This is a genomic window from Achromobacter spanius (assembly GCF_002812705.1).
Taxonomy (GTDB): domain Bacteria; phylum Pseudomonadota; class Gammaproteobacteria; order Burkholderiales; family Burkholderiaceae_B; genus Achromobacter; species Achromobacter spanius.
Genome location: NZ_CP025030.1, coordinates 1980513 through 2001708 on the forward strand (window position 1 = coordinate 1980513; position 21196 = coordinate 2001708).

The 21196-nt window shown below is 66.1% G+C and carries 19 protein-coding genes, 2 tRNA genes and 1 riboswitch; of the genes, 7 read left to right on the forward strand and 14 right to left on the reverse strand.

Translation table 11 applies throughout. The features are described 5' to 3' along the window. Positions 1-12: 12 nt before the first annotated feature. Complete coding sequence (locus CVS48_RS09020) at positions 13-1185, forward strand: M20 aminoacylase family protein (protein ID WP_100854148.1); 1173 nt, start codon at positions 13-15, stop codon at positions 1183-1185. On the opposite strand, the gene CVS48_RS09025 is transcribed toward CVS48_RS09020, so the two are convergent. The 10 genes from CVS48_RS09025 to CVS48_RS09070 form a co-directional block, all read right to left on the reverse strand. Beyond that, positions 1182-3704: a mechanosensitive ion channel family protein gene (locus CVS48_RS09025; RefSeq protein ID WP_100854149.1), complete on the reverse strand. Its 2523-nt coding sequence runs from the start codon at positions 3702-3704 to the stop codon at positions 1182-1184. The two genes, CVS48_RS09020 and CVS48_RS09025, sit on opposite strands and share 4 nt — an antisense overlap. A gap of 43 nt (positions 3705-3747) precedes the next feature. Continuing rightward, positions 3748-4527 (reverse strand): SDR family oxidoreductase, encoded by a 780-nt coding sequence (locus CVS48_RS09030; RefSeq protein WP_100854150.1) that lies wholly within the window; start codon positions 4525-4527, stop codon positions 3748-3750. A 1-nt stretch (position 4528) separates the two neighbouring features. Then, the gene (locus CVS48_RS09035; RefSeq protein WP_100857574.1) at positions 4529-5536 is read right to left on the reverse strand and encodes an ABC transporter substrate-binding protein; all 1008 of its coding nucleotides are present in this window, start codon (positions 5534-5536) and stop codon (positions 4529-4531) included. Between the two features lie 20 nt (positions 5537-5556). Beyond that, positions 5557-6408 (reverse strand): ABC transporter permease, encoded by an 852-nt coding sequence (locus CVS48_RS09040; protein ID WP_242001334.1) that lies wholly within the window; start codon positions 6406-6408, stop codon positions 5557-5559. Then, a complete protein-coding gene (locus CVS48_RS09045; RefSeq protein ID WP_100854151.1) occupies positions 6405-7169 on the reverse strand; it encodes an ABC transporter ATP-binding protein in 765 nt (254 codons plus the stop codon). The genes CVS48_RS09040 and CVS48_RS09045 overlap by 4 nt, the downstream gene beginning before the upstream one ends. Further along, on the reverse strand, positions 7166-8626 hold the full coding sequence (locus CVS48_RS09050; protein WP_100854152.1) for an acyl-CoA reductase: 1461 nt from the start codon (positions 8624-8626) through the stop codon (positions 7166-7168). The genes CVS48_RS09045 and CVS48_RS09050 overlap by 4 nt, the downstream gene beginning before the upstream one ends. Next, positions 8623-9705, reverse strand: coding sequence for a LuxE/PaaK family acyltransferase (locus CVS48_RS09055; RefSeq protein WP_100854153.1), 1083 nt, complete (start codon positions 9703-9705; stop codon positions 8623-8625). The genes CVS48_RS09050 and CVS48_RS09055 overlap by 4 nt, the downstream gene beginning before the upstream one ends. A 65-nt stretch (positions 9706-9770) precedes the next feature. Further along, a riboswitch (TPP riboswitch) is annotated at positions 9771-9862 on the reverse strand. A gap of 80 nt (positions 9863-9942) precedes the next feature. Continuing rightward, complete coding sequence (locus CVS48_RS09060) at positions 9943-10716, reverse strand: hypothetical protein (RefSeq protein WP_197723158.1); 774 nt, start codon at positions 10714-10716, stop codon at positions 9943-9945. 279 nt (positions 10717-10995) lie between these two features. Continuing rightward, a tRNA-Phe gene (locus CVS48_RS09065) sits at positions 10996-11071 on the reverse strand. 86 nt (positions 11072-11157) lie between these two features. Then, a tRNA-Phe gene (locus tag CVS48_RS09070) sits at positions 11158-11233 on the reverse strand. 217 nt (positions 11234-11450) lie between these two features. Here CVS48_RS09070 and hemA point away from each other — a divergent pair. The 5 genes from hemA to CVS48_RS09095 all read left to right on the forward strand — a co-directional run bounded on the left by hemA (position 11451) and on the right by CVS48_RS09095 (position 15797). Continuing rightward, positions 11451-12725, forward strand: coding sequence for a glutamyl-tRNA reductase (gene hemA, locus CVS48_RS09075; protein WP_046803238.1), 1275 nt, complete (start codon positions 11451-11453; stop codon positions 12723-12725). Positions 12726-12809: 84 nt separating this feature from the next. After that, positions 12810-13892: a peptide chain release factor 1 gene (gene prfA / locus CVS48_RS09080; RefSeq protein WP_100854154.1), complete on the forward strand. Its 1083-nt coding sequence runs from the start codon at positions 12810-12812 to the stop codon at positions 13890-13892. A gap of 9 nt (positions 13893-13901) precedes the next feature. Then, a complete protein-coding gene (gene prmC / locus CVS48_RS09085) occupies positions 13902-14735 on the forward strand; it encodes a peptide chain release factor N(5)-glutamine methyltransferase (RefSeq protein ID WP_100854155.1) in 834 nt (277 codons plus the stop codon). A gap of 164 nt (positions 14736-14899) precedes the next feature. Further along, positions 14900-15226: a Grx4 family monothiol glutaredoxin gene (gene grxD, locus CVS48_RS09090; RefSeq protein WP_006227137.1), complete on the forward strand. Its 327-nt coding sequence runs from the start codon at positions 14900-14902 to the stop codon at positions 15224-15226. 7 nt (positions 15227-15233) lie between these two features. Further along, positions 15234-15797: a UbiX family flavin prenyltransferase gene (locus CVS48_RS09095; RefSeq protein ID WP_100854156.1), complete on the forward strand. Its 564-nt coding sequence runs from the start codon at positions 15234-15236 to the stop codon at positions 15795-15797. Positions 15798-15922: 125 nt separating this feature from the next. Here CVS48_RS09095 and CVS48_RS09100 read toward each other — a convergent pair whose 3' ends face one another. Next, positions 15923-16996 carry a DUF6817 domain-containing protein gene (locus tag CVS48_RS09100; protein WP_100854157.1) on the reverse strand — a complete coding sequence of 358 codons (1074 nt, stop codon included), beginning with the start codon at positions 16994-16996 and terminating at the stop codon, positions 15923-15925. Between the two features lie 172 nt (positions 16997-17168). Here CVS48_RS09100 and CVS48_RS09105 point away from each other — a divergent pair, with 172 nt between their 5' ends. Further along, positions 17169-17963, forward strand: coding sequence for a MetQ/NlpA family ABC transporter substrate-binding protein (locus tag CVS48_RS09105; RefSeq protein ID WP_100854158.1), 795 nt, complete (start codon positions 17169-17171; stop codon positions 17961-17963). A 76-nt stretch (positions 17964-18039) separates the two neighbouring features. Here the strand turns inward: CVS48_RS09105 and CVS48_RS09110 are convergent, their stop codons facing one another. From CVS48_RS09110 to CVS48_RS09120, 3 genes are read right to left on the reverse strand one after another with little or no spacing between them, the layout of a single operon-like run. Further along, a complete protein-coding gene (locus CVS48_RS09110) occupies positions 18040-18903 on the reverse strand; it encodes an SDR family NAD(P)-dependent oxidoreductase (RefSeq protein ID WP_242001333.1) in 864 nt (287 codons plus the stop codon). Further along, the gene (locus CVS48_RS09115; protein ID WP_100854159.1) at positions 18900-19694 is read right to left on the reverse strand and encodes a citryl-CoA lyase; all 795 of its coding nucleotides are present in this window, start codon (positions 19692-19694) and stop codon (positions 18900-18902) included. Before CVS48_RS09115 ends, CVS48_RS09110 begins: the two co-directional genes overlap by 4 nt. Then, positions 19691-21196 (reverse strand): class I adenylate-forming enzyme family protein, encoded by a 1506-nt coding sequence (locus tag CVS48_RS09120; protein WP_100854160.1) that lies wholly within the window; start codon positions 21194-21196, stop codon positions 19691-19693. The genes CVS48_RS09115 and CVS48_RS09120 overlap by 4 nt, the downstream gene beginning before the upstream one ends.

Genomic DNA, 21196 nt, shown 5'->3' on the forward strand with positions numbered 1-21196 from the left:
AGAGACCGCAACATGGCTAACGTTGAATCGCCCCTGAGCCCGGAACTGCTGCGCCACATGCGCGAATGGCGCCGCGATTTGCACGCGCATCCCGAAACCGCTTTCTGTGAATTCCGCACGGCCGACCTGGTGGCGCGCGAACTGGACCGGGCCGGCGCCGTGGTGCATCGCGGGCTGGGCAAGACCGGCGTGGTGGGCACGCTGACGCGCGGCGAAGGTCCAGTGATCGGCCTGCGCGCCGACATGGATGCGCTGGACATGCAGGAACTGGGCGACGCCTCGCACCGGTCAACCATCCCCGGCAAGATGCACGGCTGCGGCCACGACGGCCACACGGCCATGCTGCTGGGCGCGGCGCACCATCTGGCGGCCGACACGGGGTGGCGCGGTACCTTGCACCTGATCTTCCAGCCTGCCGAGGAACACGCGGGCGGCGGCCTGGCCATGGTGCAGGATGGCCTGTTCGACCGCTTTCCCTGCGATGCGGTGTACGCACTGCACAACTCGCCCAACCTGCCGTTCGGCACGGTGGCCACGCGCGTGGGCACGGTCATGGCCAACTGCGACACCTATGAAATCACCGTCACCGGCAAGGGTTGCCATGCCGCGCAGCCCGAACATGGCGTGGACCCCATCGTGGCGGCGGCGCAGCTGGTTGCCGCCATGCAGACCATCGTCAGCCGCAACGTGAAGCCCACCGACGCCTTGGCGCTGAGCATCACGCAGATTCACGCGGGCGACACCTGGAACGTGGTGCCCAACAGCGTGATGCTGCGCGGCAGTTGCCGCACGCTGACCGCCGCCACGCGCGACCTGGCCGAACGCCGCTTGCGCGAGGTGTGCGCGGGCGTGGCCGTGAGTTCGGGCGCCAGCATCGACGTGCAGTTTTTTCGCGGTTATCCGGCCTGCGTCAACACCGACGCCGAGGTCCGGTTGGCCGTGCGCGCGGCGGTGCGCGTGGTGGGCGCGGACAAGGTGGATGCGGCTTGCACGCCGCGCATGGGTTCGGAAGATTTCGCCTACATGTTGCAGCAGCGGCCCGGCGCTTATGTGTTTGTCGGCGCGGGCCGGCCGGGCGTTGAGAACCCGCCTGTGCACAACCCGTACTACGACTTCAACGACGACATTCTTCCGCTGGGCGGGCACTACTGGGTAGAGCTGGTGAAAGCGGCGATGCCGGCCTAGCGCGTCGGCGTGTCGCGCGCCAAGGGGGCGTCGGACGCGGGCGCTTGGGGCTTGCGCGCGCCGCTCAACACGGCGTCCAACGCGGCGCCGGCTTCGTCCGACACGCTGCGCAAGTGCAGATCACGCTGCGGAAACGCGATCTCGATGCCGGCCTGCCGCAGCGCGTCGACCATGCGCGCCATCATGTCGCTGCGGATGTTGATCCAGCGGTCGAAGTCATGGGTCCAGGCGCGGACGCTGAAGTCCAGCGTACTGGCGCCAAAGCCCATGAACAGCACCGTGGGCGCCGGTTCGGCGACAACGCCGGGCGTGTCGCGGGCCACGGCTTCCAGCACGTCAATCGCCCGGTTGGGCTCGGTGCCGTAGGCCAGGCCGATACTGACTTCGATGCGGCGGCTGCGGTCCAGCAGGGTCCAGTTGGTGAGCTTGTCGGACAGCAACGTGCCGTTGGGCACGATCACATCGGCGCCTTCGAAGGTCTTGATGCGAGTGGCGCGCATGCCGATGTCGCGTACCTGCCCGGACGTGCCGCTGATGTCCACCACGTCGCCCGGCTGTATCGGCCGCTCAAACATCAGGATCAGGCCCGACACGAAGTTGTTCACCACCCCTTGCAGGCCGAAGCCGATGCCCACGCCCAGCGCGCCGAAAACGATGGTCAACTGACTGGTCTGAAAGCCCGCTGCCGACAGCGCGATGCCCAGGCCCAGCAGCAGCACCAGGTAGTACGACAGCGACGCGATGCTGTTGCCCACGCCGCGCGGCAACGCCATGCGGGTCAGCACCTCGTCGCGCAGGATCAGGCGGATGGTGCGCGCGGCCCAGAACGCAATCACTACCGAAATCAGGAAGAGCAGCACGTTGCCCAGGCTGATGGACACTTCGCCCACGGTCAGCGTGTAGGACAGCACCTGCGCGGTGAACGCATAGGTGGCGCGCAGGATGCGGAAACGGTCCATGGCATAGACCGCCCAGCCCACGACGGCGGCAACGGTCAATAGGCGGATCAGCAACTGCACGAGCGGCGGCGCATGTTCGCGCGCCAGCCGGAAGCGCGCAATGCCCTGGCGCGCCAGCATCACTTGCACCAGGGTGATGATGACGGTGACGCCGGCATAGAGCACCAGCCCGAAGTAGCCGCAACCGATGACGGCGCTGGTCAGCATTTCCGCCAGCGAGACATTGCCGACCAGGTTGGCCGACAGCGACACGCATAGCAACGCCACCGCGACCCAGGCGATGCCGCGCAGCATGCCCGCCAGGCGGGTGGGGGCGGGGGACGACGTGGGGCACCGACCACGGCGCAGCAGCCACAGGATGGCGGCCAGCGCCACCGCGGTCAGCGCCACGGTGGACAGGCGGTAGAACAAGGTGTTGGCCAGGAACAGGAAGCCCAGCCGCTCGGCCAGGAACAGGGCGGTGATGGCATAGGGCCATAGATCCAGTTGCCGACGCGCCGAGGGCGGCAGCAGACGCAGCACCGGCACCGCCGCCAGCACCAGCGCCACTTGCTGCACCATCAGCGGCGCGTCGGGCTCCAACGCCAGCACCGCCACCATCGACAGCAGCAGCCAGGTGGACAAGGGGCGGCCCAGCACGCCCGCGGCGGTTTCGCTCATGACGCCCGCGCGAATGGCGTCGCGGCTCTTCCTGGCCAGCCACAGCAGAAACACCAGCAGCACGATCTGAATTACATGCAGCGCGCGCTGGTTGCCGCTGCCGGTGCCGCTGTAGTCACGCGCGAAGCGGGCTTCGATGTCGATGCCGGTGCGCAGCAAGGCCATGGTGTCCTGGCTGGTGTCTTGCGTCTTGCCCAGATCCCAAAGCGGGGGGGAATCCACCCGCATCAGGCGCGCGTCGATGTCGTTGATGGCGTCGGCCACGGCGCGATGGCCCGCCTTGATGCGTTCTTCGACGGCGTTGGCGCGTTGTTCAAGGCCGGCCTGTCGCGACAACGGACCGGACAGCGCCTGCGCGGCCGCGGTCAATTGCGCCAGCACGGCATCCACGCGGTCGGCCAGCGCGGGCGGCAGGCTGGCGGCAGAGGCTGAATTCTTGATGGCCTGCCAGGCGTCGCGGCGCCGCAGCAGTTCGGCCGCGTCGCTGGCGTACCAGGCGGTGGCCTGGCGCAGATCCGCCTGCCAGCGCGCCAGCCGGTGCGCGTCAAAGACCCAATGCCGCTCCAGGCTCTCGACCCGCATGATGGGCAGGGTGCGCAGTTGGGCCGGCTGGAATTCGTAGAGCTTTTCGTCGGTGGATTTGGTGATCGCTTCCAATGCCGGGCCGAGCGTGGCGTCGGGGTCGGTGGTGGCGACGCGTTGCAACACGCCTTCGGCGTAGCGCATGTCGCTGTCGGCGCGCAGCGGGATGTCGCCCATCTGAATGGCGGCGGGTGCTGCGGGTAGGGCGGGGGGTGTGGCGGCGGGCGGGTCGGCCAGCGCAAGACGTGCCTGGGTCAGGCTCAGCAAGCCAAGCAGCAATCCGAACAGGCAGGTAAAAAGTCGTGCTCGGACGCGCATGAGGCGGCTCCGTGGGGTACTGCGAACCGGGGGCTAAGCCACTCTAGCGCATCACCAGTCCGCCGTCCACGAACAGCACCTGCCCGGTCATGAAGCCGCTCCAGTCTGACGCCAGGAACAGCACCGGGCCGGCTACGTCCTCGGGCCGGGCGATGCGGCGAAGCGGCGTCGCGGCAATCAAGGCATCGCGGAACGACTCCTGGGTGCCGCCGCTGGCTTCGGTGGGGTAGACCAGGCCGGGCGCCACGCAATTGACCCGGATGCCGTAGGGGCCCAGTTCCGCCGCCAGGTTGCGGCTGAACGCCACCAGCGCGGCCTTGGCGGTGGTGTAGTCGTGGTACGGCACGACGGGGTGCTCGACCAGGTTGCTGGCGATGTTGACGATGCAGCCCTGGGCGCGCTGCTTGAAATGCGGCAGCGCGGCGTGGCAGACGTTGAAGGCGGCGCCCACCGAGCCATCGAACTGCGACTGGTAGTGCTGCCACGACAGGGCGTCGAACGCGGTCCGCTGGCGGGGGTCGAAAGCGTATGGCCGAAAGGCGTTGTTGACCACCACGTCCAGCCGGCCGGCGTCCTGCACGATGCCGTCCACCATGGCGCGCACCGCGTCCGGCGAGCCCACGTCGGCCTGCACGGCCCAGGCGTCGCCGCCCGCCGCCTGGCATTGCGCCACCACGGCGTCGGCCGCATCGGCATTGCTTAGATAGTTGACGACCACCGTTGCGCCTTCGCGCGCGAAACCGCGCGCGATCTCGGCACCGATGCCTCGGCTGGCGCCCGTTACCAGCACGATCTTGCCTGCGAATTTCTTTGGGGTGTCCATGTCAGTCTCCCGGCAGCAGGCCGGTGTCGACCACGGCTGCGATGTCGATGGGCTTGTCGATCAGGCCCAGCGCCCGGTAGGCGTCGGCGGCCTTTTGCAGCGAGTCCAGATCGAACGTGCCCAGCGGCCGGCCAACGGCGGTCGAGGCCGCGTTGCGCAGCCGGATCACCTCCAGGCTGATGGCGCGGTCGGTGCCGTCAATGGCGCGCTTGCCGGCCAGGCTGGCGGCTTCTTCCGGCTGGGCGATCATCCACGCGGCGCTGTCGCGATACGCCTTCAAAAACGCCCGCAGCAGCGGCTGCTTTTGTTGGTACACCGCTTCGCGCACCACGAAGAGGTCGCTGGACACGTTGAGCGTGTCGCGCACTTCCATGACGTTGACCTCGCCCAGGCCGCGCCGCCGCCCCACGAGCAAGCCGGTGTCGGTGGCGGCCGTGGCGTCCACCTGGCCTTGCAGTAGCGGCGCGAAGTTCAGCACGCCGGTCACCACGATTTCCACATCGGCTTCGGTCAGGCCCGCCTGATGCAGCATCACCAACAGGTTCTGACGGGTGCCGCTGGCCAGGCTGTAGACGCCGATGCGCTTGCCTTTCAGGTCGGCGGGGCGCGTGATGTTGGCCGACTTCAGCGACACCACGTTGAACACGTTCTGCGGATAGATGTCGTAGATGGCGCGCAGCTTCTCGCCCTTGTCCAAGGCCATGAAGAACGAACCGGGGTCGGTGAAGGCCACGTCGGCCTGGCCGCTGAGTATGTTGCGGATGGCGTCGCCGCCGCCCGCGCCGGGCAGGTAAACCAGTTCCACGCCCTGCGCCTTGAAGAAGCCCTTGTCGGGTTCGGCCAGCAGGTTGGTGATTTCGCTGATGGGTTTGCTCCAGCCGGCCAGGGTGACCTTGCCGGATGCGGCGTTCTGGGCGCCCTGGGCGCGAGCGGCTAGCGGCGCCAGTGACACGGCGGCAAGGCTTGCGGCGGCCGTCAACAGGGCGCGGCGGGTCGGATGGGGAGGCATGGAAGGGGTCTCGAAGATGGTCATGATTGATCGGCATAGGGGCGCAGCAGGCGCCGTTCCAGCAGCAGCGTGGCCTGATAGCCCAGCAGCCCGATGACGGCGATGGCGGTCAGCGCGGCGAACATCAGGGGCGTGTCCATCATGCCTTGCGCGGCGATGATGACCGCGCCCAGCCCCCGGCTGGCGCCAATGAATTCGCCCACCACGGCGCCCACCAGCGCCAGCACCAGCGCCACGCGCAGCCCGGCCAGAATGCCGGGCAGGCCGGCGGGCAGCTTCAGTCGCAACAAGGTCTGCGTGCGTGACGCGCCCAGCATGCGGAACAGTTGCAGCCGGTTCGGGTCGACCTGCCGCAGGGCGGTCAGGGTGTTCTCCATCAAGGGGAAAAAGCAGATCAGCGCCGTCATGACCACGGTGGGCGCCATGCCGAAGCCGAACCACAGCACGAACAGCGGCGCGAGCGCCAGCTTGGGGACCACCTGGCTGACGATGACATAGGGCTTGAGCACGCGGTCCAGCAAGGCGGATTCCGCCAGCGCCACGCCGATGCCCAGCCCCGCCGCGCCGCCGATCGCCAGGCCCAGCAGCATCTCGGCAAGCGTTGCGCCGATGTGGGGCCAGAGGTAGCCGGTGGCAAGACTGATCCACAACATCTTCGCCACGGCCGAGGGGGCGGGCAGCACCAGTGCCGATATCCCCACCTGCCGCACGGTGATTTCCCAGACGGCCAGCAGCAAGACCAGCAGCGCCAGGGCAAGCAGGCGGGGCTTGATCGTGGCGTGGGGGGCGGCCTGGGGGATGGCGGGGTCGGCGGCTTCAGCGGCGGCCTTATTGGCGGCTTGGGTCGCCGCTTTGATGGCGGTCGGCTTCATGGGCGCGCCCCGTTCATGAACGCAAATACTTGGGCGCAGGCGGCATTGAATGCCGCGCCATGGCGCATGGCTTGCGTGCGCGGCGCGGGCAGGTCCACGGGCAGGTCGGCCAGCATGCGGCCCTGATGCATGACAGTCACACGGTCGCCCAGGTACACCGCTTCGCTGATGTCGTGGGTGACGAACAGCACGGTGGTGTTGCGCAGCCGGCACATGCGCAGCAGGTCGTCTTGCAGCTCGCCGCGCGTGATGGCGTCCAGCGCGGCGAAGGGTTCGTCCAGCAACAGCAAGGCCGGTTCAAGAATCAGCGCCCGTGCCAACGCCACGCGGCTTTGTTGGCCGCCGGATAGTTGGCGGGGATAGTGTTGGGCGTGGTCGGAAAGCCCCAGCATGGCGAGCAGACCGTGCGCGCGTTCCAGGTCTTCCGGCAGCGGGCGGCGTTGCAGCGACACGGGCAGCAGCACGTTATCGATCACGCGTTGCCATTCCAGCAGCGTGGGCGCTTGAAACACATAACCCAGTTGCGGGCCGGGCGCGGCGGGCGTGCCGTCTTGCAGCACGACGCGGCCGGATTGCGGGTTGAGCAGGCCGGCGGCAAGTTTCAGCAGCGTCGTCTTGCCGCAGCCGCTGCGGCCAACCAGGCAATGAAAGCCGCCGGCTTGCAGGCGCCAGTCGATGCCGTTCACGATGGGCGCGCGGCCGGGGTAGGTGTAGACCGCCCCTTCGATGTGAAGAAAGGGCCGGGACGGGTCGGCAATCATGGTTCGTACGACGCGTAAGGGTCGGCGGCAGTTTCGGCGGACTGTTCGATTTCCGTCATGCGAACCAGATCCAGCAGGTTGAAGCGGCCGTCGTGATGCCAGCCAGCTTCGGGCACGCTCATCGCGCCGATGGCGCTGATGCGGGTGACGCCCGCCGCGCCCAGTTGGTCGGCCAGACGGTAGAGTTCTTCGGGCGTGGCCGCCACGCCCGCCGTTTGCAGATAGCGGCTGTGCGCGGCCACGAACGGCGCCACGTCATCCAGCGTGTCGATGCCGGCCACCACGATGCTGCGTTGCAAGGCCGTGGGCGCAAGCGGCGCGGCGGCATCGGTGTACGAGACGCTCCATGCCGCGTCGGGGTCGCCGATCAGCGCATCGGCGCCGCCATCCGGCAACTGCCATTCGATGCTCTGCCGCCACTTCGCAATCGCGGCGGACTCCGCCAGGTCCAGCGCGCGGCGCGGAAAGCGCTGTTGCAGATTCGAGAGCTCGCCTGCCAGATACCCGGCGAAGTCGCGCGGTGAAACCTGGCCGCCGCGCTGCACGTAGAAAACCTGCGGCGAATAACAACCCTGCTGGTCGTAACGCGCCACATCCCAGGCCGCGCGGCGCGCCAGGGCGGGCGCCTTCAGCGCATCCAACGCGGCGGCGCTGACCACGCCAAAGCCCAGCTTGTGCCCATGCGCAAGAAAGCGCGCCGTGACCGGCAGGCGGCGCTGGATGGCATGCAGTGCGTCATTGCCGCCGTAAGCCACCACCGTGTCCGCCTGCGCGTACAGCGCGGATGCATCTTCATCACCCGCGCCGCGCCACCAGACCACGGCCAGGCAGTCGGCCAGCGGCGGGTGCACCTCGACCAGCAGGCGCGCGAACCAGCCGGCAAACAGCGGCTCGGCGCTGGGCAGCTTGCCGATATTGCCCGCCTTCACGAGCAACCCGCAAACCAGGCTCCATAACGCCAGCGCGGGCACGTTGCCCGCCCAGCTATGCACCAGCAATTGCGGGCCGTAGGCACGTACCGCGCCGCCCTTGGGCGCAGCCTGAAAGCCGTCCAGCACCTTGGGGTTGGCGAAGTCCTCGGCCACAAAGCGGTGCAGTTGCGGCGCGCGGAACGTCTTGAATAAGCCGGTGAGACCCAGCCGCACCATCTGCGCGTCGTAGCCGCTGACAATCGGCAGCAGCGCGTCGGCTTGCCGGCGGTACGGGTCGCTGGGGTCCAGCAGTCGGGCGATGGCGCGGTCGATGACGTTGATGATTTCCGACACCGTCATCGTCTTCAAATGCTGCGCGCTGGCCTGTTGGACGCGCTGGGCCAGCGCCTGCATCTGCAAGGCGGTCACCACCGGCACGGCGACGTCCACGCGCTGGCCGTCCTGCTCGAAGGGCAGCGTCTGCCATTGGACGTCGGCCGAAGCCAGCCCCGGCAGATAGCCCGCTTCGATCCGTTGCACGTTCATGGCCGCGTGGACTGAATGAATTCTTCGACCGCCAGCGAGCAACCTTTGGCCTGTGCGCCCTCGGCGCGGCCCAGCAACAGGAAGCCGCCATCGGCGGGTTCGCCCACGTCTTCGGTGAGGATGGTGCTGACGGAATTGAAGTTGCCCAGGTCGCAATGCGCCAGGATGCCGCGTTCGCCAGCCGGCACCGTGCGCCCCGTGGCCGGGTCCACCAGGCGCGACCGAATCCAGTGCGGCCCCGATTTCACGGAAGGGACCGTGGCGTTGCCGTCGTCATAGAACTGGGTGCTGAGTTCGGTCATGCCGTACATGTTGATGCACAGCGCACGCGGCACGCCCAGCAGGTCCGATAGTTCGGAATAGAACGTGTCCAGCGGCAATTCGCGCGACTGACCCTTGTAGCCGCCGGTGTCCAGGATGCGGCTGCCCGGCGGCAGGCGGAATGTTCGGCCTGCCTTGCGCAGCGCATCGATCACATGCACGAAGCTGAAGCTGGCGCCCAGCAGGGCGTAGGGCGCGCCATCGCGCTCGGCGGCTTCCAGGCGGCGCCACAAGCCATCAAGATCAATGCCCTGCGGCGACATGAAATAGCGGCTGTCGTCGGTGCCAAACGCGGTCTTGGCCAGCGCCAGATAATGCGCCAGCGACGAATTCGGCATGGCGACTTCGTCCGGGAACAAGATGCCCATCGGCAAGCGCGGCGTGCCCCGCATGACGCGGGCGGCGAAGTTGCGCGTCATGGACAAGTCGTAGACGTCCAGGTGCGGATGAAAGTGGCGCCCGCGCATATCGGCGCGCGTCGTGCCGCTGGTCATGAAAACGCGTTCGTCGGGGCGGGCGGGTTCACAGCGCAGTTCCATCGCCTTGAAGGCGTCGATGGGCACGGCGGGAATATCGCTCCAGGTCTTCACATTGCGCACCGTGGCGCCTCGGCGCTGGCAGAAGCTGCGGTAGGCGGCGTTGGTGCCATACTGATACGCAAACAGCCGCAGCGCGAGCTGATCGAACTGCGCGTCGGTGCAGCCGTTCTGGGCAATGAATTCGAGGAGTTCCGCGACGGGCGGGGCGGCGTTGTTCATGGGCGTTCGTTGATTCCAATACAGGGAAGCTCCGAAGCCCGCCCGCGCAAGCGGCGCAAAAGGCGCGGCAGGGCGAATGCTCTTCTTACGCCGGCATGAACCGGGTCAAGTTCGCGGGTTTGATTCTCAGCACTGGCGTGCACCCCGGAGCAGAGGCAATGTTAACCCGCTCTAGGGTTCGTCGCTTAGGTCGAATCCCTTCTGGCCGTCCAGTCGGAAGGCCGCGGGGTCATACCGTCATGAGTCGTCGCCCCGCAGTGATTCAACCCATCGCGTGGCGTCGGGTACGTCCGACCAGGCGGCGGTGCCTTTGCGTACCATCTGCTGGAATTCGTCTTCGTCGTAGGCAGGGTGGTGCACCTCGAACGAACGCAGATTCAAATTGCGCAGTTCGCCCGTGCGCAAATTCTCTTCAGCCGTCACGTGCAGCAAGGCCGGACGATAGAGACGGTTTTCGCTCTCTTGTGCGAGCAACTGTTGAGTAGCGGAAACCGTTAGCGACTTGCCGTTTTCAAGCACAAGATGAACATTTGCCTTGGTCTTGCCGCCCCAGTCCACGATTTTTCCGTGCAGGTATTTTTCAACCTTTACCCAGATATCGATCGATTGTTTGAAGTCTGATTGGGCATTGATGATCGTGAGAGGGCGCCGGGCGGTGTCCTCAAGCGCGTAAACGCGATGAGGGTTGTTACGGGCCTGAGCTTGCCAACGCTCAATGACGGCAGCTCGCCTGGGGTCGATGGCGTTGAGAGAATCTGGCGCGGCCAGACGTTCCATATCCGCCCAGAGCATCGAAGCCGCCAACAACCCCTCGGCGACGAAAACCAGAGACCCTTCTTCTATCGACACCAGCACTTCGGCAGGGTTGACCTCTCGGGTTGATCCTTGCAGGAAGTCGCTGACCTCTTTCTGAAATTCGCCAAGCAAACTGAGCGGAATAGCCTTCGGCCCCACATCAACGCCATTGATGCGGTCGCGGAGAGCGAAGCGAAGATTGTCGGCGGGTTTCATAGCGACGATTGTAGACCTCGTCCCGGGCTATTTCGCGGGTCTGTAATATTTTGCAAGCTAGGCACCGCGCGTGCGCCAGCGTAGCGCTGTCCGCCCTGGAGGGGCGGGCGCGAATCTTGTCACGGTGACAAGATTCGCGCTCAAAACCTATCACCTGACAAGATTTCGATAAGATTACGACAAGATTAGGATTCGATGATAAGAAAGACATCGCTAGAAAGAAGGGCAGCGCCAAACGCAAAAAGCCCCGCCAATGGCGGGGCTCAATGCTTGAATCTTTGGTGGCCTGGGGCGGAATCGAACCACCGACACAAGGATTTTCAATCCTCTGCTCTACCGACTGAGCTACCAGGCCAACACGTACACGGTGCAAAAAGCCCAGCGCGGCGGCTGGGCTTTTTTTGGGACTTGATATTGCTACCGCAATCCCAATAATTCTTTTGGTGGCCTGGGGCGGAATCGAACCACCGACACAAGGATTTTCAATCCTCTGCTCTACCGACTGAGCTACCAGGCCAACGAAGTCCGCAACTATACACAATTTTTTTGGCTCACGCCAGCAAGGCGGGGCCAGATCGCCAACTATTTTTCCGCCCGGGTTTCCGCCCTGACTGTTGGGTGAATGGCACGGATAGGTGCGACGCAGCGTCGCGGCGGGGGCGGAACTGCGCTGGGGATAACCCGCAGGGGTATAATCTTCCAGTTATTTCGTGGCAGTCTTTTACGCATCCCACATGTCGGTAGCTGTCCTTGCCTTCGGTCTGAACCACACGTCCGCGCCGGTTTCGGTTCGCGAGCGCGTGTCCATGCCCGTCGATCTGGTCAAGCCCGCGCTGGAAGGCCTGCGTTCGGCATTCGGCGGTTCCGTCCGCGAAGCCGCCATCCTGTCCACCTGTAACCGCACCGAGATCTATTGCGCGGCCGACGGCCACGTCGCCGATCAACTGCCCGCCTGGCTGGCTGAACACAACCGCCTGGACGCCGGCACGCTGCGCCCGCACCTGTACCGCCATCACCAAGACGACGCCGTGCGTCACGCTTTCCGCGTGGCCAGCGGGCTGGATTCCATGGTGCTGGGTGAAACCCAGATCGTCGGTCAGATGAAAGACGCCGTGCGCGCCGCCGGCGAAGCCGGGTCGCTGGGCACCTTGCTGCACCAGATGTTCCAGCGCACGTTCTCGGTGGCCAAGGAAGTGCGGTCGCAAACCGCCATCGGCGCGCAGTCGGTGTCCATGGCCGCCGCCGCCGTCCGCCTGGCCGAACGCGTGTTCGGCAACCTGGACCAGGCCCGCACGCTGTTCATCGGCGCGGGCGAAATGATTGAACTGTGCGCCACCCACTTTGCCGCGCAACGCCCGCGCAGCATGGTCGTGGCCAACCGCACGGCCGAGCGCGCAGAAATCCTGGCCAACCGTTTTTCGGCCAGCACCATGAAGCTGTCCGACCTGACGGACCGCCTGTCGGAATTCGACGTCATCGTGTCCTGTACGGCAAGCTCCCTGCCCATCCTCGGCTTGGGGATGGTGGAACGGGCCACGCGCCTGCGCCGCCACCGCCCCATGGTCATGATCGACCTGGCTGTGCCGCGCGACATCGAACCCGAAGTCGGCCGCCTGGACGACGTCTACCTGTATTCGGTGGATGACCTGGGCCGCCTGGTGCAGACCGGCACCGACGCGCGCCGCGCCGCCGTGGTGCAGGCCGAAGCCATTATCGAAACCCGCGTCCAGGGCTTCATGCACTGGATGCAGTCCCGCGAAGTGGTGCCCGTCATCCGCGACCTGCACCAGGCCGCCGAAGACGTCCGCGCCGCTGAACTCGAACGCGCGCGCCGCCTGCTGGCGCGTGGCGAATCGCCCGAAGCCGTGCTGGAACAACTGGCGCACGGGCTGACGCAAAAATACCTGCACGGCCCGCTGGCGGCGTTGAACCGCAGCGAAGGCGACGACCGCAAGCAACTGCTTGCCTGGATGCCGCGCCTGTTCCCCGGCCGCGACTCCCGCCGTTAGCGAATCTGCCCCACGTCCCGCCTCCTGGCGGGCGTTCGTCTTTGTGGGCGCCCGCTATTCCTGTTTTCTCTTTGGTCATTCCCCATGAAATCTTCCATGCGCAGCCGGCTGGAGCATCTGTGTAACCGCCTGATCGAGGTGGACGCATTGCTCGCCCAACCGGAAACCGCGTCCGATATGGACCGTTTCCGCAAGCTCTCGCGCGAACGCGCCGAGCTGGAACCCGTGGTCGAGGCCTTCACCGCTTTCGCCCGCACCGAGGAAGACCTGGCGACCGCGCAGGAAATGCTGTCTGACCCCGAAATGAAGGCCATGGCCGAAGACGAGATCAAATCGGGCCGAGGCAAGCTGGAAAGCCTGGAAAGCGCGCTGCAATTGCTGCTGCTGCCGCGCGACCCCAATGACGGACGCAGCGTGTTTCTGGAAATTCGCGCGGGCACGGGTGGCGATGAAAGCGCGCTGTTCTCGGGCGACCTGCTGCGCATGTACACGCGCTATGCGGAAACGCGCGGTTGGCGCGTCGAGCTGATGTCGGAAAGCGCCTCGGAACTGGGCGGCTACAAGGAAGTGATCGCCCGCATTGACGGCGACGGCGCCTACGGCCGCTTGAAGTTCGAGTCCGGCGCGCACCGCGTGCAGCGCGTGCCCGCCACCGAAGCGCAGGGTCGCATCCACACGTCGGCCTGCACCGTGGCCGTTATGGCCGAAGCCGACGAGATGTCGGAAATCGTCATCAACGCCAATGACCTGCGCATCGACACGTTCCGTGCCAGCGGCGCGGGCGGCCAGCACATCAACAAGACCGATTCCGCCGTGCGCATCACGCACTTGCCGACGGGGCTGGTGGTGGAATGCCAGGACGACCGCTCGCAGCACCGCAACAAGGACAAGGCCATGCAGGTGCTGGCCGCGCGCTTGAAAGACAAGGAAACGCGCGAACGCCAAAGCAAGGAAGCGGCCGAGCGCAAGAGCCTGATCGGCACGGGCGACCGCTCCGAGCGCATCCGCACCTATAACTTCCCGCAGGGCCGCGTGACGGATCACCGCATCAACCTGACGCTGTACAAGCTGCAGCAGATCATGGAAGGCGACCTGGAAGAGCTGACCGGCGCGCTGATCGCCGAGCATCAGGCCGAGCAGTTGGCGGCGCTGGGCGACGACATCTAAGGCGGCGCCATGACGACGCCCCAGCTTAAAAGCCTGCTGCTGGACACCCGCCTGCCGCGCCTGGAAGTGCGCATGCTGCTTGAGCACGTGTTGCAAAAGCCGCGCGCCTGGCTGCTGGCGCATGACACCGATCCGCTTGCGCCTGATGTGGCGGCGGCGTTCGAGGTCTTGCTGGCGCGCCGCCTGGCCGGCGAACCCATGGCGTATCTGCTGGGCCATCGCGAGTTCATGGGCCACCGGTTTCGCGTCACGCCTGATGTGCTGATTCCGCGCCCCGACACCGAAGTGCTGGTGGAAACCGCGCTGGAATGCGTGGCGGGCATTGCGGGGCCGGCCGTGCTGGACCTGGGTACGGGCAGCGGCGCCATCGCGATATCGATCGCCCTGGCGCGCCGCGACGCGCGCGTGATGGCGTCCGACGTCAGTGCCGCCGCGTTGAAGGTGGCGGCGGCCAACGCCTGGGATCTGACCGCTTCGGTGCGTTTCGTGGAAGGCAGCTGGTTTGACGCTGTGCCGGCCGGCGAAGGCTTTGACCTGATCGTGTCCAATCCGCCCTACGTAGCCAATAACGACCCGCACCTGGACCAGGGCGACTTGCGCTTCGAACCGCGCGGCGCGCTGACCGATGGCGCGGGCGGGCTGGAAGACCTGGGCCGCATCGTGGCCGGCGCCGGCCCGCACCTGAAGCCGGGCGCGCAGCTATGGATGGAGCATGGCTGGGACCAGGCGCAGGCGGTACGCGGCTTGCTGGCGGATGCGGGCTTTGAATCGGTGCACAGCCGGCACGACCTGGCGGGCATTGAAAGAATATCCGGCGGGCGCTGGCCGGCCGGGGGGCGTTGACCGCCCCGGCTGTTACAGTTTTCCACTACGGCAAACCCGCGAAAAGCCCGCCCGAGTAGCCCGGCGCGGGGCGGGTATCCGCCCAGCTTTACGGGTATTTACGGCCGTTTTTTCCGCTGTACCTATAATTGGCGTATTCCGTTATGCCTGTCCAAGAGACCACCATGAGCGACGTTCAAGAATTCATCCGCGAAACCGTGACCCAGCACCCCGTCGTGCTGTTCATGAAGGGCACCGCCCAATTCCCGCAATGCGGCTTTTCCGGCAAGGCCATCCAGATCCTGAAGGGCTGTGGCGTGAAGAAGCTGGTTACCGTCAACGTGCTGGAAGACGACGAAGTCCGTCAGGGCATCAAGGAATTTTCCAGCTGGCCCACCATCCCGCAGCTTTACGTCGCGGGCGAATTCATCGGCGGCTCGGACATCATGAACGAGATGAATGAATCCGGCGAACTGAAGACGCTGCTGGAGCAATCCGGCGCCACGGCTTAAGTCGCCCATGCGGCGACTTGTCATCGGCATCACGGGCGCCACCGGCGCGCTCTACGCGGTGCGCATGCTGCAAGCCTTGCGCGGCGTGGACGATGTCGAGACTCACCTGGTTGTGTCGGCCTCGGGCGTGTTGAACATCAAGCACGAGCTTGATGTCAGCCGCCACGATATCTATGCGCTGGCCGACCACGTGCACTCGGTGCGCGATGTGGGCGCCACGCTGGCCAGCGGCGCGTTCCAGACGGCGGGCATGGTGATCGTGCCGTGTTCGATGCGCACCTTGGCGGCCGTGGCGCATGGCCTGTCAGATAACCTCATCACACGCGCCGCCGACGTCACCTTGAAGGAACGCCGGCGCCTGGTGCTGATGGTGCGTGAAACGCCCTTCAATCTGGCGCACTTGCGCAACATGACCGCCGTGACCGAAATGGGCGGCATCGTGTTTCCGCCGCTGCCGGCGTTTTATCACCGCCCGGCAACCATTGAAGAAATGGTGGACCACACCGTGGCGCGCGTGCTGGAACTGTTCGACATCGTCGTGCCCGGCCCGCACTGGGAAGGCATGAAGTAGCCGACGAGCCTCGGTAACGTGAACATGTGGCGTGCACATGTAGCGTGCACATCCAGCGTGACCATGTAGCGTGAAAAATGAAACAGCCCCGCATGCGGGGCTGTTTGCATCGCGGCCGCGCGGGGTTACTCGACCAGCCCCAGGCCATTCAACGCGGCCAGATTCTCCGGCCATTGGCGCGCACGGGCGTTTTGCAGTTCGATGCGCGCCCAGGCCATCCAGCCCGCCCACTCAATCCGCTTGTCCCACGCCGTGCCCCAGGCTTGCAAGGCCGCCAGCCCCGCCGCCGCGTGCGCTTGCGCCGCATCGAAATCACCCGAGGTCAATGCCAATTGCGCCAGCAGCAAGCGCGGCTCGCCCACCCAGGGGTTGTGTTCGACGGCGGCTTCCAGCAGGTGGCGCGCGCTGTCCATTTCCGTCAGCGGATGCATGCGCGTGATGACTTGCCAGTACAGCGCGCTGGCGGCCGCCTCGTCGCGCGCGCTGAGCGTGGCGCGGCAGGCGTCGAACGCCGGGGGAATGGGGATGCCCGTATCGGCGGGCATGCGCGACAAGGGCGCCAACAGGTGCGACAGCATCGACAGAATGTTCGACGGCGGCTTCAGCGGACCGGGCCACAGCGAAGACGCCCAGTTCGTTTTCAAATCGCGGCGCTGCTGCTGCGGATAGCCCGCGAAGATCTCGTCTTGCCAGCTATGCCATTGTTCGCCGATGTCGGCGGCGGACACGACGATGAACGCGGCAACCTGGCGTGGCGTCAACGTAAAGACCTGCCCGTTAGCGCCTTCAAGCGTCATGCCTTCGCTGCCCGCGCCCTGGCCCGCCAGCACCGCTTGCACGAACTTCGTGCGCGGCATCTCGCAGAACAGGCTGACCCACGCTTCGGCTTCTTCGCCCAGCACCTCGCGCAGGGTCGAGCGTTCACGCTCGCGGTCAAACAGCGTCAGGTCCACGTATTCGTTGCCGTAGACGCTGTGGAACAGACCCAGCATGCGCACTTCGCGCGGCTGGTTCCACAGCGCCAGCGTGCGATACACGCCCAGCAGATGGTGCTTGAAGGTGCCGGCCTTGTGCCAGTCTTCCCCGGCGCTGCGGGCGAACAGCAAGTCCAGCAACGCGGGCAGGTCGGCATCGATGGCGGCGTAGTGGTCAGCGAGCAGGGCGCGCGCGTGCGGGTGGAGTTCGTTGTTGGTGGACATGGCGCAAGGCGTGTAATTGAAGGCAGCCGCTATTGTGTCCGCATGAGGCGGGCTTGTCATGGGGCGGCGCTTTATACGATTTGGCTCATATCAATATGAATATTCATCGCTTCCAGTTTGGTAGCGCGCTGCATAGAATCGCGGGTCATTCTTTTTACATGCAGAGCTTCCCATGCGCCTTCGCCATACCCTCGCTATTTTTGCCGCCGTGCTCGGATTCACGGGTACCCAAGCCATGGCGCAGGACGCCGAACTGAAGGTGGGCGTCACCGTCGGCCCGCACGCGCAAATCGGTGAAGTGGCGCAGCAGGTGGCGGCCAAGCAGGGCCTGAAAGTGAAGCTGATTGAATTCAGCGATTTCATCCAGCCCAACGCCGCGTTGGACGCCAAGGAGCTGGACCTGAACATCTACCAGCACAAGCCCTTCCTGGATTCGCAGAACAAGGCGCGGGGCTACAAGCTCGTGCCGGTGGCGACCGCCGTGGTGCAACAGATGGGCATTTATTCCAAGCGCCTGAAGTCGCTTGACGAGCTGCCGCAAGGCGGCAAGGTTGCCATTCCCAACGACCCGACCAACGGCGCCCGCGCGCTGCTGGTGTTGCAGGCGGCCAAGCTGATCACCCTCAAGGACGGCGTCACGGTGACCGCGTCGCTGTTCGATGTGGTCGAGAACCCCAAGAAGCTGAAGTTCATCGAAATCGAAGCGGCGCAGTTGCCGCATTCGCTGGCGGACGTGGACGCGGCGGCGGTCAATTCCGCTTATGCCATCCCGGCCGGCCTGTCGCCCGCCAAGGACGCGCTGGTGCTGGAAAGCAAGGATGCGCCGTTCGCCGCCGTGGTGATCGCCACGCGCGAAGACAACAAGAATGACCCGCGCGTCGCGCGCTTCATCAAGGCGTACCAGTCGGACGAGGTGAAGGCGTTTGTGGCCAAGCAGTTTCCGGGCGCGTATTCCACGTCCTGGTAACACGCCATACCAGGGCCGCCCGCCTGCCTTCGAAAAGCGGCGCCTGCAACGGGCGCCGCGCCTGACGCACTGCGCGTCAGGCGTACTTGCCTGTCAGCCCGCCATCCACCACCAGTTCCGTGCCGGTGATGTAGGACGCATCGTCCGACGCCAGGAAGGCCACCGCTTTCGCCACTTCCCAGGGCGTGCCCATCCGGCCCATCGGCACCTGCTTGTCGCGCGCGGCCAGCGCCGCCTGGAGGTCGTTGGGGTCGAACATGCGCGCCACGTTTTGCGCTACGCGCGGCGTGTCGATCAGGCCGGGGATGACGGTATTCACGCGGATGCCGTCGGCCGCGTATTGCTGCGCCGCCATGCGCGCAAAATGAATCACCGCGGCTTTGCTGACGCTATAGGCCAGGTGCGGATAGCCGGTGTAGCGAATGCCCGCAATGGACGACACCGTGACGATGGCCCCGCCGCCTTGCTGGCGCATCAGCGGCGCCAGCAGGCGCGTGGCAATCAGCAGGCTGGTCACGTTCACTTGCTGGATGCGGTTCCAGTCTTCCAGCGAAATGTCTTCCGGCCCGCCCACCTTGCCGATGCCCGCATTGGCTTGCAGGATGTCGATACGCCCGTAGCGGCGCAGCGCGGCGTCCACCGCGGCCTGCATGGCGTCCGGGTCGGCCACGTCTGCCTGCACGGCCAAGGCGCTGCCGCCCGCCAGTTCGACCTGGTGCGCGGCGTCCTCGGCGGCCGCAAGGTCCACGTCCAGCGCCACCACTGACGCGCCTTCGCGCGCCAACGTCACACAGCTTGCGCGGCCGATGCTCCAGCCGGCGGCCGACGCCCCGGCGCCGGCCACCAAGGCGATCTTGCCTGCCAGGCGTGCGTTGCCAGTGGCAGCGGTGGCATTGGTAGCAGTGGCCTCGGTGGTCGTGGCAGCGTCCGTGGCTGTCATGCCGAGCCCTCGCCGTCCTGCTGATGCGTCTTGCCCTTGCCCACATAGGGAATGGCGTGGTCGATGGTTTCCCAGATGTAGCGGCCCGACGGGCTTTGCTGTTCTTCCGCCACGTGCGACACCAGGCCCGCCGCGCGCGAAATGACGGCGAAGCCGCGCATCAGGTCGGTGGGCACGCCGATCTCGCTCAGCAGCGCCGCCACCGCGCCCGTTGCGTTGATGGTGATGTGCTTGCCATAGGTCTCGTTCACCGCGCTAGCCAGCAGGCGCAGCGCGCGCAGCGATGCGCCGTCCAGATCCGGCTCGGCTTCGGCCAGCGCCAGCAGCTTGATCGAACGCGGGTCGTCGGGCTTGTGCAGATGGTGGCCAAAGCCGGGCAGGGCGCGGCGCTGTTCGCGGAACTCGCGCGCAATGGCCAGCGCTTCGGTGCGTCCATCGGCCGCCTGCTTGATGCGGTCCAGCAGGCGCGAGCAGTTTTCCATGGTGCCCACGAACTGGCTGCCCACGGCCATCAGCCCGGAGGCGACCGCGCCTTGCAGGTTCTCGGGCGCGCTCATGTAGATCAGGCGCGTGGCAATGGCGCTGGGCGTCATGCCGTGTTCCATCAAGGTCACCAGCACGGCGTCGACGATGCGCATGTCCACGGGGCGCGCGTCACGCCCCAGGATCTGCATGATCATGACTTCGGTAAACGTCTTCTTGCCGATCAGGTCTTCAACCAGATCGACGTCCCGGTACGACATGCCGGTCAGGTGGTGGGCGCAAAGACGGGTTTCGGGGGTGGTGCTCATGGCGTTTCCTTTTGCGCGGCGTCGCGCACGGCGTTCTTCAACACCTTGCCGACGCTGGAGCGTGGCAGGCTGTCGTGGAAATGGAATTGTTTGGGCGTGGCGACCGGACCCAGCAGCGCGCGCACATGGGCTTTGAGCGCGTCGGCGTCGGCTTGCGCGCCAGGTTGTAGCTGGACGGCAGCGTGCACGGCCTCGCCCCATTTGTCGTCGGGCAAGCCGAACACCGAGCATTCGTACACCGAGGGGTGTGCCGACAGCGCGTTCTCGACGTCCACGGGATACACGTTGAAGCCGCCGGTGATGATGACGTCGCGCAGGCGGTCTTTCAGGAACAGGTAGCCACGCGCATCGATCAGGCCGGTGTCGCCCGTGTGCAGCCAGCCGTTGACCACGGTTTCCGCCGTCTTCTCGGGCAGGCGCCAGTAGCCGGTCATGGTCAGGTCCCCTTGCACCACCACTTCGCCGATCTCGCCCCGGGGCAGCAGCGCGCCATCGGCGCCCATGATGGCCACGTCCGACAGCCAGGTCACCCGGCCAACCGAGGCGCGGTTCTCGGGCGTTTCCAGGTCCGCGGGGCGCAGCACGGTGACGATCTGCGGCGCTTCGGTCTGGCCGTAGGTGGTGCCCAGCACGGGGCCGAAGAAGTCGCGCGCGCGGTCGATTTTTTCGGGCGGCATGGGGGCGCCGCCGTAGATCAGGTTGCGCAGCCGGGGGAAGTCGGCGCGCGACACGCCTGGCTGCGCCATGATCATGTAGATCAGCGTGGGCGGCATGAAGCTCAGCGTGCCGCCCCGTTCGCGAAACGCCGCCGTGATGCTGGCCGGCGTCACGCTGTCCAGCAACAGGTGCGCGCCGCCACGCGCCAGGATGGGCAGCAGATAGGTGCCCGTGCCGTGCGTGATGGGGGCGGACACCACGTAGCGATCTTCGCTGGTCAGTTCCCAGCTGGCGATCTGGTTGATGATGCCCGCGTTCCACGCGCGGTACGGCTGCATCACGCCCTTGGGCAACCCGGTCGTGCCGCCCGTGAACTTGATGGCCTGGCTGGCATCGCGTGACAAGTCGTGGCGCACGGGTTCGCGCCCGGCATAACGCTTGAGCAGCGCGCTCGCCGCCAGTTCTTCCGCGCTGTCTTCCAGATGGATGCGGGCGCCATCCGATGCGCCCGCCAGCGGCGCCCCGACGCCGTCGACGATGACGATCGACGGCGCCGTGGCGTCCAGGATGCGCCCGATCTCACGCTCGGTGCTGCGGTAGTTGAGCGGTACCCAGACCTTGCCGCTGGCCATCACGGCCAGCAAGGCAAGGATGTGCCGCGCGGAATTGCCCGCGCAGATGGCCACGCGGGTTTGCGGGGCAGGGTCCAGGTCTTGCAAGGCGGCCGCCAGCGCCCGCGTGTCGGCCGCGAGTTCGGCGTAGGTCACGACGCCATCGGGGCCGTCCAGGGCTACGCGCTGCGGGTACTGCTCGGCGGCGCGGAAGAAAAAATCGATCGGGTACAC

What these genes read in the sequence shown, in the direction of transcription:
- CVS48_RS09100 (WP_100854157.1), bottom strand. Translation starts at nt 16,996, where the DNA reads ATGTCCACCAACAACGAACTCCACCCGCACGCGCGCGCCCTGCTCGCT.
- grxD (WP_006227137.1), top strand. Translation starts at nt 14,900, where the DNA reads ATGAGCGACGTTCAAGAATTCATCCGCGAAACCGTGACCCAGCACCCC.
- CVS48_RS09045 (WP_100854151.1), bottom strand. Translation starts at nt 7,169, where the DNA reads ATGATTGCCGACCCGTCCCGGCCCTTTCTTCACATCGAAGGGGCGGTC.
- hemA (WP_046803238.1), top strand. Translation starts at nt 11,451, where the DNA reads ATGTCGGTAGCTGTCCTTGCCTTCGGTCTGAACCACACGTCCGCGCCG.
- CVS48_RS09105 (WP_100854158.1), top strand. Translation starts at nt 17,169, where the DNA reads ATGCGCCTTCGCCATACCCTCGCTATTTTTGCCGCCGTGCTCGGATTC.
- prmC (WP_100854155.1), top strand. Translation starts at nt 13,902, where the DNA reads ATGACGACGCCCCAGCTTAAAAGCCTGCTGCTGGACACCCGCCTGCCG.
- CVS48_RS09110 (WP_242001333.1), bottom strand. Translation starts at nt 18,903, where the DNA reads ATGACAGCCACGGACGCTGCCACGACCACCGAGGCCACTGCTACCAAT.
- CVS48_RS09030 (WP_100854150.1), bottom strand. Translation starts at nt 4,527, where the DNA reads ATGGACACCCCAAAGAAATTCGCAGGCAAGATCGTGCTGGTAACGGGC.
- CVS48_RS09095 (WP_100854156.1), top strand. Translation starts at nt 15,234, where the DNA reads ATGCGGCGACTTGTCATCGGCATCACGGGCGCCACCGGCGCGCTCTAC.
- CVS48_RS09040 (WP_242001334.1), bottom strand. Translation starts at nt 6,408, where the DNA reads ATGAAGCCGACCGCCATCAAAGCGGCGACCCAAGCCGCCAATAAGGCC.
- CVS48_RS09055 (WP_100854153.1), bottom strand. Translation starts at nt 9,705, where the DNA reads ATGAACAACGCCGCCCCGCCCGTCGCGGAACTCCTCGAATTCATTGCC.
- CVS48_RS09050 (WP_100854152.1), bottom strand. Translation starts at nt 8,626, where the DNA reads ATGAACGTGCAACGGATCGAAGCGGGCTATCTGCCGGGGCTGGCTTCG.
- CVS48_RS09115 (WP_100854159.1), bottom strand. Translation starts at nt 19,694, where the DNA reads ATGAGCACCACCCCCGAAACCCGTCTTTGCGCCCACCACCTGACCGGC.
- CVS48_RS09060 (WP_197723158.1), bottom strand. Translation starts at nt 10,716, where the DNA reads ATGAAACCCGCCGACAATCTTCGCTTCGCTCTCCGCGACCGCATCAAT.
- CVS48_RS09035 (WP_100857574.1), bottom strand. Translation starts at nt 5,536, where the DNA reads ATGCCTCCCCATCCGACCCGCCGCGCCCTGTTGACGGCCGCCGCAAGC.
- CVS48_RS09020 (WP_100854148.1), top strand. Translation starts at nt 13, where the DNA reads ATGGCTAACGTTGAATCGCCCCTGAGCCCGGAACTGCTGCGCCACATG.
- prfA (WP_100854154.1), top strand. Translation starts at nt 12,810, where the DNA reads ATGAAATCTTCCATGCGCAGCCGGCTGGAGCATCTGTGTAACCGCCTG.
- CVS48_RS09025 (WP_100854149.1), bottom strand. Translation starts at nt 3,704, where the DNA reads ATGCGCGTCCGAGCACGACTTTTTACCTGCCTGTTCGGATTGCTGCTT.